Source organism: Photobacterium sp. S4TG1, assembly GCF_036040035.1.
Taxonomy (GTDB): Bacteria; Pseudomonadota; Gammaproteobacteria; order Enterobacterales; family Vibrionaceae; genus Photobacterium.
Genome location: NZ_JAYXUH010000007.1, coordinates 139,000 through 152,338, shown reverse-complemented (window position 1 = coordinate 152,338; position 13,339 = coordinate 139,000). Strand labels below are relative to the sequence as shown.

Annotated in this window: 9 protein-coding genes; 4 read left to right on the top strand and 5 right to left on the bottom strand. The window is 40.3% G+C overall.

What is annotated here, in order from left to right; translation table 11 throughout:
- Nucleotides 1–41: 41 nt before the first annotated feature.
- Nucleotides 42–1,979: a murein transglycosylase gene (sltY, locus tag VXS03_RS10870; RefSeq protein WP_327763728.1), complete on the bottom strand. Its 1,938-nt coding sequence runs from the start codon at nucleotides 1,977–1,979 to the stop codon at nucleotides 42–44.
- 289 nt (nucleotides 1,980–2,268) lie between these two features.
- Here sltY and ettA point away from each other — a divergent pair, with 289 nt between their 5' ends.
- Both ettA and VXS03_RS10860 read left to right on the top strand, forming a co-directional pair.
- Nucleotides 2,269–3,936 carry an energy-dependent translational throttle protein EttA gene (gene ettA, locus VXS03_RS10865; RefSeq protein ID WP_327763727.1) on the top strand — a complete coding sequence of 556 codons (1,668 nt, stop codon included), beginning with the start codon at nucleotides 2,269–2,271 and terminating at the stop codon, nucleotides 3,934–3,936.
- A gap of 268 nt (nucleotides 3,937–4,204) precedes the next feature.
- Nucleotides 4,205–5,176: a M23 family metallopeptidase gene (locus VXS03_RS10860; protein WP_327763726.1), complete on the top strand. Its 972-nt coding sequence runs from the start codon at nucleotides 4,205–4,207 to the stop codon at nucleotides 5,174–5,176.
- Nucleotides 5,177–5,273: 97 nt separating this feature from the next.
- Here the strand turns inward: VXS03_RS10860 and radA are convergent, their stop codons facing one another.
- Nucleotides 5,274–6,665 carry a DNA repair protein RadA gene (gene radA / locus VXS03_RS10855; RefSeq protein ID WP_080158430.1) on the bottom strand — a complete coding sequence of 464 codons (1,392 nt, stop codon included), beginning with the start codon at nucleotides 6,663–6,665 and terminating at the stop codon, nucleotides 5,274–5,276.
- 151 nt (nucleotides 6,666–6,816) lie between these two features.
- On the opposite strand from radA, the gene VXS03_RS10850 reads away from it, so the two are divergent.
- Nucleotides 6,817–9,165, top strand: a complete 2,349-nt coding sequence (locus VXS03_RS10850) for a PilZ domain-containing protein (RefSeq protein WP_327763725.1) — start codon at nucleotides 6,817–6,819, stop codon at nucleotides 9,163–9,165.
- A 79-nt stretch (nucleotides 9,166–9,244) separates the two neighbouring features.
- On the opposite strand, the gene serB is transcribed toward VXS03_RS10850, so the two are convergent.
- Nucleotides 9,245–10,210 (bottom strand): phosphoserine phosphatase, encoded by a 966-nt coding sequence (gene serB / locus VXS03_RS10845; protein WP_327763724.1) that lies wholly within the window; start codon nucleotides 10,208–10,210, stop codon nucleotides 9,245–9,247.
- Nucleotides 10,211–10,474: 264 nt separating this feature from the next.
- On the opposite strand from serB, the gene VXS03_RS10840 reads away from it, so the two are divergent.
- Nucleotides 10,475–11,086, top strand: coding sequence for an AhpA/YtjB family protein (locus VXS03_RS10840; protein ID WP_327763723.1), 612 nt, complete (start codon nucleotides 10,475–10,477; stop codon nucleotides 11,084–11,086).
- A gap of 103 nt (nucleotides 11,087–11,189) precedes the next feature.
- On the opposite strand, the gene deoD is transcribed toward VXS03_RS10840, so the two are convergent.
- Together deoD and VXS03_RS10830 are read right to left on the bottom strand one after the other, a co-directional pair.
- Entirely contained in the window at nucleotides 11,190–11,909 is a 720-nt protein-coding gene (deoD, locus tag VXS03_RS10835; protein ID WP_327763722.1) for a purine-nucleoside phosphorylase, read from the bottom strand.
- Between the two features lie 202 nt (nucleotides 11,910–12,111).
- The gene (locus tag VXS03_RS10830; RefSeq protein WP_327763721.1) at nucleotides 12,112–13,332 is read right to left on the bottom strand and encodes a phosphopentomutase; all 1,221 of its coding nucleotides are present in this window, start codon (nucleotides 13,330–13,332) and stop codon (nucleotides 12,112–12,114) included.
- Between the last annotated feature and the right edge of the window lie 7 nt (nucleotides 13,333–13,339).

Genomic DNA, 13,339 nt, shown 5'->3' with positions numbered 1-13,339 from the left:
GATATAACAATAGCGGTTTATTTATAACCTTTGAGAAATAATTAATAACGGGCAGTTAGTTCTTGTGAGCTAAATAACACCCCTTTACGCCCCATCAATTCATTATAATAAATATCAAACATCAGCACATTTTGTACATAACCACGAGTTTCATTAAACGGTATTTGCTCAATAAATGCATAAACATCCAGTTTACCATCGGTTACTTTCTTCCACTGCGCAACTCGACCAGGGCCGGCATTATAGGATGCAAAAGCATAAACACGGTTACCATCATTACGCTCTAACATCATTTTTAAATAGGCACTACCTAAACGAATATTAACACTAGGATCAAATAAGCTTTGTTTGCCTAAGTATTTATAATCAAGTTTTTTTGCTGTTTCTGCTGCTGTTGCTGGCATAAGTTGCATTAAGCCACTCGCACCAACACGGGAGCGTGCATGAATATTTAACGCACTTTCCTGACGTGCTAATGCCATCATGGTCGAGGCTGGAATATTCCGCTGTTCACTGAAGAAATCAAATAACCACTTATGTGCTAATGGAAAACGTAACGTCATATGATCCCATAACTTACCAGAAATCGTGGCCTGAATAGCAAGGTAATGCCATTGATGTTTCTCAGCATAAACCGCTAATTGACGCTTGGTTTGAACATTTGTAATTTTAGATAATAAATATCCCCATTCACGATTCGCTGCAGTCACTTTATCAAGCGCTATTAATTCCTTAACCCGCGCTAAATTCTTTTTATAAGGCTTTAGTAAGGCCGTCGATGTCGGTGCATTCGTCAGTGGATACACAATAGGCTTATTCAATATCGTCGCAGCGGCTGCACTGTAAAAATCACGTTCACCTAATAGTGAAGTGTAAATTTTATCCGCTTGTTTTTTCTTACCATTTTGTGCTAACAGCTTGGCTTTCCAAAAGGTCCAACGCGGCGTCTGTTGCGCTTCTTTTGGTAAGCGATCAATCCACAACTGAGTCTGTTTCCAATCAGCTTCACGAATAGCGTTACGCACGCGACGTTCTAACAGGCTGGCATTGTCACTCTGCGCTAACTTACTATCGCGCCACTTTGCGAGTGTCGTATCCGTCGTTGACATTAACCGTGAAGCGACAGCATCGGCTAAGATTTGTTGCGTGGCTTTATCAAAATGTTGCCCTCGAATGACTTGATCATATTCAGCAACAGCTTGCTTAGTATCAGTACGCGCTAATCGTAAAAAAGCACTTTGCGTTAGTGCTTGATTAAACGGAGTCACTTTACTTTTTTTAGCAAATGCCCCCACATTTTGCGGTTGGTCATATAATGCTAATGCGGTCTCGCCTGCCGCTTGTGCATCGCCACTTAATAACGTATCAAGATAGCTTAACAAGCTATTATTACCATCGGCATATGCTAATACCATACGATCTAGTATCATTGCATTGGTACGTTTACCTGCTGTACTCCAGCTGTCTAATAAATTATCACAGCCAGTTGGTAATGAACGGCCGGTTTGCCACAACTTATCAGCCCCTTGCCACGCTAATTTCGTATGGCCCATTTGCTCTTTTGCATAATAGAATGCACATTGAAGATCAGTATTACGTGGTACTGCTGGTTGCAACATTAAAAAGTCACGCCACTGCCCAGTCTTCACCAATTGATTTAAATAGCGATTTTTAATCGTCTGACTAAACGGTAGCATCTTATATTTATCAACAAAAACCTGCACCTGACTTGGCTTTTGTGTTGCTAGCTGAGCATTAAATTCACGGTACTCCAAATAAGGATAAAGTGGATATCCCCCAAGTTGGGTCTTTTTTTGATGAAACACTGCCATATCATTAGCTGAAAACGCATTTTGCGCTTGTTCGTACCATGTGCGTTGCTGCTCTAATGAAGCTGCTTGAGCCGTTACTGTGCCCGTTAATCCGACCGTCAACAAAGCAAATGAAAAAACGCGAGAATAACTAAATAGACGTGCCACGATTAACTCCATATCAAAAAAACACTAAAAAGCATGTACAATCCTTGCTCAATGATAGCAAAAAAAAACATGCCAATGTAAAATCAAGTTATTACATCAGCACTATATGCATTCACGAGACTGTGATAACAATGAAATCTGATTGTGATAGTAACCATGACAATACACAATCCCTTTCTAATCCTAAAATGCCTTACTTAGCCGCGAAATTAATAACAATTCAAGTGAACTTTTAAAGATTATAGGTACTATAGTAAGCTTCATTTCAGAGTAGAGATCACACACGGATATGGCTGATTACGTCTATACCATGTCGCGAGTGGGCAAAATTGTCCCACCTAAGCGTCAAATCTTAAAAGATATTTCACTGAGTTTTTTCCCGGGTGCCAAAATTGGTGTTTTGGGTCTTAACGGCTCAGGTAAATCAACCTTACTGCGCATCATGGCAGGCATAGATACTGATATTGAAGGTGAAGCACGTCCCCAAGCTGGCCTTAAAGTCGGTTACCTACCTCAAGAGCCAGTATTGGATGAAACCAAAACGGTACGTGAAATTGTTGAAGAATCTGTTTCTGATGTTAAAGAAGCGCTCATTCGTCTTGATGAAGTCTATTCAGCCTATGCTGAACCTGATGCTGATTTTGATGCACTCGCAAAAGAACAAGGCGATTTGGAATCATTAATTGAGACCAAAGATGGCCATAATCTTGGCATGCAACTTGAGCGAGCAGCAGATGCACTGCGTCTACCCGATTGGGATGCTGTCGTTAAAAATCTATCGGGTGGTGAACGTCGTCGTGTGGCTATTTGTCGTTTATTACTTGATAAACCCGACATGCTACTACTTGATGAGCCAACCAACCACTTGGATGCTGAATCAGTAGCATGGCTTGAGCACTTCTTAGTTGATTACAGTGGCACTGTTGTGGCGATCACCCACGACCGTTACTTCCTTGATAATGCTGCGGGCTGGATTTTAGAACTTGACCGTGGTGAAGGTATTCCATGGCAAGGTAACTACACTTCATGGCTTGAGCAAAAAGATGCACGTCTAAAACAAGAATCATCTCAAGAACGTGCTTTACAAAAAACCATAGAGAAAGAGCTTGAGTGGGTACGTCAAAATCCTAAAGGTCGTCAAGCAAAATCAAAAGCACGTATGGCGCGTTTTGAAGAACTTAACACCAGCGATCACCAAAAACGTAATGAAACTAATGAGCTTTTCATTCCACCAGGTGAGCGTTTAGGCGATAAAGTTATTGAAGTTAAAAACCTAACTAAATCGTTTGGCGATCGTGTATTGATTGATGATTTATCTTTCAGTATGCCTAAAGGCGCAATCGTCGGTATTATTGGTGCTAACGGTGCGGGTAAATCAACCCTATTTAAGATGCTAAGTGGCGCAGAACAACCTGATTCAGGCACCATTGAGCTAGGTGAAACAGTAAAATTGGCATCGGTTGATCAGTTCCGCGATAGCATGAACGATGACAACACGGTTTACCAAGAAATCTCTGAAGGCGCTGATATTCTAAAGATCAACAACTTTGAGATCCCCGCTCGTGCGTATGTATCACGCTTTAACTTTAAAGGCAGCGATCATCAAAAACGTATCGGTGATTTATCCGGTGGTGAACGTAACCGTGTTCACTTAGCTAAATTACTAAAAGCTGGCGGTAACGTATTACTACTCGATGAACCAACCAACGACCTTGACGTAGAAACTTTACGTGCATTAGAAGAAGCCTTACTTGAATTCCCTGGTTGTGCCATGGTTATCTCGCATGACCGTTGGTTCTTAGACCGTGTAGCAACACACATTCTTGATTATCGCGATGAGGGGCAAGTGAGCTTATTTGAGGGTAACTTTACCGAATATACTGATTGGTTGAAGAAAACATTAGGGGCTGATGCAGCTGATCCTCACCGTATCAAATACAAACGTATCGCTAAATAATCAATACCATCTAATTAAAGAGCTGTTCATGCAGCTCTTTTTTATTAAAATAAAATAAACAGTTAAATCAATAGCTTTTATTATTGTTGCATAAATAGAGACTGTATCGCCTCATTTTTGTGACGTGATAACTAGCAATCATTTCACCGAAGACATAGACTCAATAGCTTATTACTTATCACTCGTTGGTACGCATCATCCTCAACAATGGCATTTTAAGCCGCTGTTTGACCAACGTTCTCTTATTTATCAATAATAACTATAGATTATGCCTCATTTAGAACCATCACCATTAGGCACTAAACCTGTACGCCCACAGCAGCATTATTACCGTGCAGTGATCATCCTTGCAGTATGCGGCCTACTGAGTTACGGCGGCTATGCAATGTTCCATCTTTACCAAAATGCCAAAATTTCACAGATCAAAGCTCAAAAACTCAGTGCCCAAGCACTAGCATTAAGCGCATCACTGTCAGAAGAAACAGCGATGAATCAAGATCTAAACCAAGCATTAGCTGATAAGAAAAAATCATTAATTGCACTAAATCAACGGATTGATGATATGGAAACTGTATTGGGTATTGAACCACCAGCTGATAATAAAACGATTAGTCAACGAGTCGATACCGCAGCCATTAACTCGGCCGTTAGAGCAACCTTATTTCAATTAATTCCCAATGGTGCACCAACCCCCAATGTACAATTAACATCTGGTTTTGGAACACGGGTTCATCCGATCACAAAGCAGCGTAAACGCCATGATGGACTCGATTTCGCAGCTAAAATTGGCACACCTATATATGCTCCTGCTGATGCCGTTATTGAACGCGCCCGCAGCAGTAATTATGGTTATGGTAATCAATTAACACTAAACCACACCATGGGGTTTATCTCGACTTATTCACACATGAGTAAATTTAACGTCAAACCCGGCGAATTTGTTAAAAAAGGCCAACTTATTGGTTGGACTGGTAATTCAGGGTTATCAACGGGCCCTCATCTACATTATGAAATTCGCTTTTTAGGTAAACCACTCAATCCACGGCCGTTCGTAAAGTGGAACATTGAAAATTTTGATGCTTTATTTAAACAAGAAAAGAATGTTCAATGGGCATCATTGCTAAATACTATCAACAGCATGGTTGCGATGCAGGTGCAATTGACAGGCGATGAAAATCACGATCTTGGTATTACAACAGTCAGTCATACTAAATCGTCACCAAACCAAGACGAACTATAAGCAAGAACAATTTCACTTACCTACAACGAATGTTAAAAAGGCCAACCACATTATCGTGATTGGCCTTGTTGTTGGCCGATAATTAACGCTATTAATATTAATTAATCAGTTCAATTAATTCATGGATAGTTTTCACTGCCACAATTTTTGCACCCAACCCTTCCATTGATTTATGGTAATTACGATAAGGAATAAAGATTTCCGTAAATCCATGTTGCGCAGCTTCTTTTACCCGCGGCACGCCACTGTCTATTGGGCGCACATCACCATTTAGGCTAAGCTCTCCCATAATGCAGGTTGTGCGTGGCACCACAAACTCATTTAGGCTACTGAGTAATGCTGCCACTAATGCCAAATCAATGCAGGTTTCTGACTCATCAATTTTTAATCCGCCCACAATATTAAAAAAAGTATCATGGAAGATTTTGGTTTTAGCATGTTTACGTAAAATACCCGTCAGCATTTTAATTCGATTCATATTTAAACCAACACAAACCCGTTGTGGGAACTCCCCTTCGGTCTCTGTGGTTAGACATTGAATTTCTAATAAAATATTACGATTACCCTTTCGAATACAGGTGATCGCAGAACCAGATGATTCGGTCGTTGATCCCGATAAGAAAATTTCACTTGGGTTATCAACACTGAGCATTCCGCGCTCAGTCATACGGAAAATACCGACCGTATCAACATCACCAAAACGGTTTTTATTGGCGCGTAATGTTCGAACTTGGCCATCATTAGTATCAATGTGCAATAACGCATCAACGATATGTACCAATGTCTGCGGGCCTGCTATTTCATTATTTTTATTAACGTGAGCAATCAAAAACATAGTAACGTTGTTTTGTTTACAATATTGCGTCAGTGATTGCGCTGCCGTTTTTACTTGTGACGGTGAGCCAGGGCTGCCATTGGCTAATTCGGTTGATACTGCTTGAATGGAGTCAATAACCGCAAACTTAATCTGTTTCGCATCTAATTCAGCGATGATCGCTTCAACACTGGTTTCTGCCATTAGATATAAATTATCTTCATTGCAGCTTAGTTTGAGACGATTAACCCGGTTTTTAAACTGTGATAATGATTCTTCCGCTGTACAGTACAACGATGGCATTAATTTCGACATTCTTGCCACTAAATCAGACAACAAGGTCGTTTTACCTGCGCCGGGATCACCTGAAATAATATTGACTGAGCCAGTGGTTAATCCACCACACAATACTCGATCAAGCTCACCAATGCCTGTCAGCATTTTCTGAGCATCAACCGCCTCAACTTCATGCAGTTTTTTAGAACCACCGCCCGCAATACCAGCGTATCCCGACAGACTTGAACGAGCGGAGGTTGCGACACCACTTTTGGTATTTGGAATGGTAAATTCAGTGATCGTATTCCATGACTTACACCCAGAACACTGACCCTGCCAACGCGCAAAATCCATTCCGCAATCACTACACACATATGCTCGTTTTGCTGCTTTTGCCATTCTATATCCTACATCAGTTTATTATTTACAATCACAAACCATCTTAGCGTCAAGAAACTATCGAATAACGACAAATATATGTCAGTTAACACTAAATTTTTTACTCTGTTGGTCGATGATACAACTAGCCATTTATCACTAGATCCAAATCATGCATCTCGACAATTATAAAACATTGATTGAGCAATTATTGCCAATTTATAACCATCCCGATTTTGAAATCGCGTTCAAATTATTAACTGAACACGAAACAGGGCCTGTGCGTCTCCAAATAAAAATGGAAATCAACCGCTTGATGACTCCCTGTAATAAAATTATTGATCTACGAGGACGAGTTAAAGGTCAATGTCGAGAATATACATTTAGTGGTCATAGCCATTGGTTAGATGATGTGGCAATTAATATTTATCATCACCGTAAAGCCATATTTGCTGGGCAATATTGCTATGGCTTATATGAAGAATTAATCAATACTCACAATAATTTTCGTATTCTTCACCAACAACAAAAAATGCCACCGATCTACACCACACCGAAAGACAATCCATATAGCTTATTTCAGGCTCAGCTAATTCGATTTGGATACTACCTTAGTCGCGAAGAAAAGCGACTGGGTATTGCGACGCCAATCGCATTAACCTTGAGCAATGAACAACAGGTATTAGCCACCACCGTTGATCTGTCTTTTTCAGGAGCAAAATGTAAGGTACCCGCAGCCTTTGATTATCAATTAGGCCAAACCATTACCGCATCATTTCCCCAACTGGCACAACAATACCAAGATGCTCGACTTAATCAAAGCCACCATTATCGTATTTTAGGCATTGATGATATTCAAGATAACGACAATATAAAATGGTTGCGATTACTGGCATTAACTGACAATACTGCCTTACAAGCAATCATTAAACATGATCAGCACCAATCGCTAAGCCGTAAAAATCATGATGACAAAATCATTCAATTACGCACCCAAGGTTATGAGCATTGCTACCTTAAACATACCCTTACAATGCCGTTATTTTTTGCTGGCGAAAATTTAAAATACAGTTTATTGACAGATCACAATCAACACCAATGGCAATATTGGCATGATGAACGCAATCAACCTGTGATCAACCATCTTTTATCAACAACGCGAATCAGTAACCTTGAATTAAGTGGTATTTCTCACACCAGCACTTTAATTTACAGTTTCTGTCATGAGCATCAAGGCCAGCGCTATTTTTACTCGGCAGCACTACCTGAAATGACACGCCAGCAACGACTCCTATTTTGGCAACTTGGGGCTAAACGCGATAGTTGGCGCGTAATGCGGTTAACCATGTATCCATTGGCTCAAAATGACATTCAAGCACTAGCACAACTGACGCCTGAAATGATGCCTTACTGCCAAGATTTATCACATATAGGGACGTTAGAAGACTTAACCCATCAAGAGGCTCAGTCGGATTACTTATGTAGCGTTACATCAACCCTAACACCACAAGCATTGAATCAATTTCGTCATCCGCGTAACCCTATCAGCCAAGCGGAAGCGATTTATTTTGATCCAAAACCACTACGCAGCGAAGATAGATTTAGCTATAAAACTGCAATTACATTACTGCAAGGTTCTGAATCGATAAGTGGTACATCCATCGATTTTTCTAGTCGTGGACTAAATATCAATTTACATCAGCCTTTACGATGTAAGCAAGGTGATACGGTTCAAATTGAATTTACGCATTTGGCGCGCAACACTAAAAACAACATTTTAAAAAGAATGCCTTATCACGTTATTCGTACCAGCCCCAGTGGTAAAAATATTCAATTAACAACCATTGAAAATGAAGAAGGGTTATTAGGTGGGCAATTTCTCCGTTCTTTAATTGAGTCTAACCTTGAAAAATTGGCCCTATGCAAAGAGCCACAACCTTCCACGGCGATGTTGTTAACCATGCATCAAATGCTATTAACACGGCTGCATAGCCTGCCATATTTCGCAGAAAAGGTAGATCATAAAATAAAAGTTAAAGCTGTCGGTTCTAATTTTCCATTGTCGCCACTCGCAAGCATGTTGCATCAACTAAGTGACAATGATCGTTTAGATCTTGATATAATTTTTAAGCAACGAGTCAAAGCAATGCTCACCGATCCCATGCGGCCACGAGATAAACAGCAACAGCATTTTATTCATGAACTGTATTTAGCCGTTGAGTATAATGGTAAGCAAGTGCATCAAATTGATACGAAACTTCGCAGTGATTTTGATGATTTAGCAGCGCTACGGGACTATATTCAGCAAGCAAGACAACACGGTGATCTGTTTGCTCTGCGTATTACCGCGCTACCATTATTGAATCCATTAACGGCATTAATTGGTGAAAAGCTCAGTAAATTAGCGCGCTTAACATTACATCGTGCGCGCGCATTGGAAATGGAATTTACATCATTAATTGGTTGTGGCGAAATTTATGATATTACCGATGAAGTCTTAATTCGCCTTGAAATACATTAAGTCTAACAACACTCCACGCTTACTCAGTGTGGAGTGTTTTACACAACTCAACGTAATTATCGTATCACAACACGACTCGCTACCACGTTAATCGCTGTTCAGCTAACGACGCTGATAAAATACAAATAATGGCTCCTAAATTGGCATGTCGAACGGCCACATCTGCTTGCTGCTCAACTTTAGGTTTAGCATGATAAGCAATGCCTAATCCGGCAACGTCCATCATCAATAAATCATTAGCACCATCACCAACTGCTACCGTATTATGAGGCTCAATATCAAATTCCTCAGCAAGAGCCAATAAGATCTCTGCTTTAGATTTTGCATCAATGACCTTACCCGTCACCTTACCCGTTAACTTACCATCAATAATTTCAAGTGTATTTGATGTCGCTGATACTAAATTAAACTGTTGTTTAAGGTGATTTGAAAAATAGGTAAAACCACCCGATGCAATGGCGACTTGCCAACCATAATGATACAACGTCGCAATAAGTTGTGGTAACTCCGGCATTAACGGTAACTTATCGCGTACTTGCGTTAAAATAGCTTCATCTGCCCCTGCTAACGTTGCTACTCGCTGACGTAGGCTTTGTTCAAAATCCAGTTCACCAAGCATCGCACGCTCAGTTACCGCTGCAACTTCTTTACCGACACCCGCTAATATTGCAATTTCATCAATACACTCAATCTCAATTGCGGTTGAATCCATATCTAACACTACAATCCCTGGCATTGATAAATCGGGAATATCACTGACATAAGCAACATCTAATTGCTGCTCTATCACGATTTGTTGTTGGGCTGGTGTTAGCTCGCTAGCAATCAAAATCACATCGTACGATCCCACTTTCCATGCCGCGACAATCTCAATCGCAACCGTAGCGACAGCATTTATAGCATCAATATTATCGAGCGTGATATGAGGGCCATATACCAGCCAATTTGCTTGGCGCTTACTCGCATTTGTGACGGATAATATTTCAGGAAAGCGTTTATATAAAGTGGGGTGTTTATTAATTTTGAGTACGTTAGCAACATCCATTGCGTCATCCTTAACAATTTAATTACTATAAACCTAACGATTGTACACATGAAGAGCAAGTTCAATTGTAAAGTTATTGTTATATCAACAACTAACAAAAACCAATTTACCCACTTAAAATCAAATACTTAACTTCTATTTTATTTATTCTTCATGTAAAAAACAGAGTGTTAATAAACCGTAACAAATCCCTATTAGGTGAAATAATCATCCGTTATTTTTTTAGTGTAGAATAACCTTAATCAGAGCAATCGGGTGAGATGAATGATTCAATGGAACACTAAGCGGTGGCAACGTCAACGGCTGCAAAAAGCCATGATATTATTTGTATGCCTATTAACCTCTATTGGCATACTGCAATATGGCGCGATACTTAGCCAACAAAACTACCACATGCTAAGCGAGCAAACTCAAACATTATCACAAATTATTGTTCGCCAAGCCGCTAAAAATGCCGCCACCGATATTAAAAATAAAGATCAGCGTCAACTGCAATTATTAGTCAATAATTTAGCAGCAGAGCCTCTCATTCTCGATGCGACTATCTATAATCTTGAAGGGGTAGCACTTGCAAAAACAAAAACGGCGTTACCGTTAGAGCAACTCACAGGCCTATCAACCCCATTAGCTATAGCGAGTATCGGTCGTCAGCAAATTGCAGAACCAGTATTAATAAACGGTCATATTGTTGGATTTATGCGAATCACACTTGAGCGAGATAAATTACTCACTCACGCCATTGACCAAATGTCGACGATGACGGCAATTATTCGCGGACTGATTATTGCAGCACTGATTATTGGAATCTTACTGACCGTCGTCTTTAGTCGTCAACGTTATCAAGGCAGTTTCCCTTTTCTGCGTAATCAGCATTAATCATATTATCTTTCTCGCATAAAAAAGCGGTAACAGCTTGTCACTGTTACCGCTTTTTTTAATGCTTATAACTACTGATATACAGTGTCAATCAAGCATTTAATTACTCAGCATCGCCAAGTAATACTGATTCTAGTGCGATTTCAATCATCTCGTTGAACGTTAATTGACGCTCTTCAGATGTTGTTGCTTCACCACGTAGGATATGGTCAGAAACAGTACAGATAGTCAGTGCTTTAGCACCAAACTCAGCAGCAACACCGTAGATACCCGCCGCTTCCATTTCAACACCAACAATGCCGTATTTATCCATTGTTTTGAAGAACTCAAAATCAGGATTGTAAAACAAATCAGCTGAGAAGATATTACCTACTTTAACAGGAATGCCTTTTGCTTTTGCTGCGTCTACTGCATTTTGTACCATACCGAAATCAGCAATCGCTGCGAAATCATGGCCACCAAAACGGATACGGTTTACTTTAGAATCTGTTGATGCGCCCATACCGATAACAACATCGCGTAATTTAACGTCATCACGTACGGCACCACAACTACCAACACGGATAATTTTCTTCACGCCAAAGTCTTTAATTAACTCTGTCGCATAAATAGAACAAGAAGGGATACCCATACCGTGGCCCATAACAGAGATCTTACGACCTTTGTAAGTACCAGTGAAACCAAGCATGCCACGAACGCTACATACTTCTGTCACATTCTCTAAAAATGTTTCAGCAATGAACTTAGCACGTAGCGGATCACCCGGCATTAGTACTACGTCTGCAAAATCGCCCATTTCAGCATTAATATGTGGAGTAGCCATAGTTATATCCTTTCTGTTAATTGAATCAGCGTTTAGAGGTAACGAGGTTTGTTTATACTCATCGCTCAGTTATTGCTGATCACCGTTTAATATCGATCTGATAACGATCGTTATCGTACAAATATGTCCATTTTTACTACGCAAGGCGATAGATCTCATGATCAGTCGCCTTGATGATCAAGATAACGTCACAGTATTACGTTTATAGGAACGATTTACCGTAATCCATATCAGAAGTACCAAAATGTGTTGCTAAGCTTTGACCGATATCAGCAAATGTTTCACGACGGCCTAATGAGCCTGCCTGAACTTTTGGTCCTGTAACGATCACTGGAATATGCTCACGTGTATGATCAGTACCAGGCCATGTTGGATCACAACCATGGTCAGCGGTAATAATTAACACATCATCTTCTTTTAGTAACGCTAAAATTTCAGGTAAACGACGATCAAAATATTCAAGTGCCGCAGCATAGCCTGCAACATTACGACGGTGGCCGTAAGCTGAGTCAAAATCAACAAAGTTAGTAAATACGATGCTGTTATCACCAGCAACGTCAATTTGTTCTAACGTTGCATCAAATAGAGCAGGAATACCAGTCGCTTTCACTTTACGAGAAATACCACAACCCGCATAGATATCAGAAATCTTACCAATAGAAATAACTTCACCTTGCTTTTCTTCAACTAACTTTTGCAAAATAGTTGTTGCAGGTGGCTCAAGTGATAAGTCACGGCGGTTACCCGTACGTTCAAATTGACCTTTACCAGCACCAATAAATGGACGCGCAATAACACGACCAATATTGTAATCTTCTAGCTCTTCACGCACGATATGACAAAGTTCCATCAACTTATCAAGACCGTAAGTCTCTTCGTGACATGCAATTTGGAATACAGAGTCAGCAGATGTATAGAAAATTGGTTTACCTGTTTGCATGTGCTCTTCACCCAAATCATCCAGTACTTGTGTACCAGATGCATGGCAATTACCTAAGTAACCGTCTAAGCCTGCACGCTCAAGGATGCGATCAGTTAGCTCTTTTGGAAAGCTATTGGTCTTATCGCTGAAATAGCCCCAATCAAATAATACCGGTACGCCTGCAATTTCCCAGTGGCCAGAAGGTGTATCTTTTCCTGATGAAATTTCTTTCGCATGGCCAAAAGCCCCTACGATTTCAACATCAGTATCCATACCTTCAGGAAAATGACCACATGACTCTTCACACGCTTTTGCTAAACCTAATTTAGTTAAGTTAGGCAGATAAAGGGCACCACTACGATCACCATTATTAGCTTCACCACGGGCACATGCTTGAGCGATGTGACCTAGGGTATTTGCACCCACATCACCAAAATCAACCGCATCTTCCGTCGCGCCGATACCAAAAGAATCTAAAACTAAAATAATTGAACGTTTCATTTTTGCT

Excerpts from the sequence above, each read along its gene's own strand:
- VXS03_RS10830 (WP_327763721.1), bottom strand. The coding sequence starts at position 13,332 with ATGAAACGTTCAATTATTTTAGTTTTAGATTCTTTTGGTATCGGCGCG.
- ettA (WP_327763727.1), top strand. The coding sequence starts at position 2,269 with ATGGCTGATTACGTCTATACCATGTCGCGAGTGGGCAAAATTGTCCCA.
- VXS03_RS10850 (WP_327763725.1), top strand. The coding sequence starts at position 6,817 with ATGCATCTCGACAATTATAAAACATTGATTGAGCAATTATTGCCAATT.
- VXS03_RS10860 (WP_327763726.1), top strand. The coding sequence starts at position 4,205 with ATGCCTCATTTAGAACCATCACCATTAGGCACTAAACCTGTACGCCCA.
- deoD (WP_327763722.1), bottom strand. The coding sequence starts at position 11,909 with ATGGCTACTCCACATATTAATGCTGAAATGGGCGATTTTGCAGACGTA.
- VXS03_RS10840 (WP_327763723.1), top strand. The coding sequence starts at position 10,475 with ATGATTCAATGGAACACTAAGCGGTGGCAACGTCAACGGCTGCAAAAA.
- serB (WP_327763724.1), bottom strand. The coding sequence starts at position 10,210 with ATGGATGTTGCTAACGTACTCAAAATTAATAAACACCCCACTTTATAT.
- radA (WP_080158430.1), bottom strand. The coding sequence starts at position 6,665 with ATGGCAAAAGCAGCAAAACGAGCATATGTGTGTAGTGATTGCGGAATG.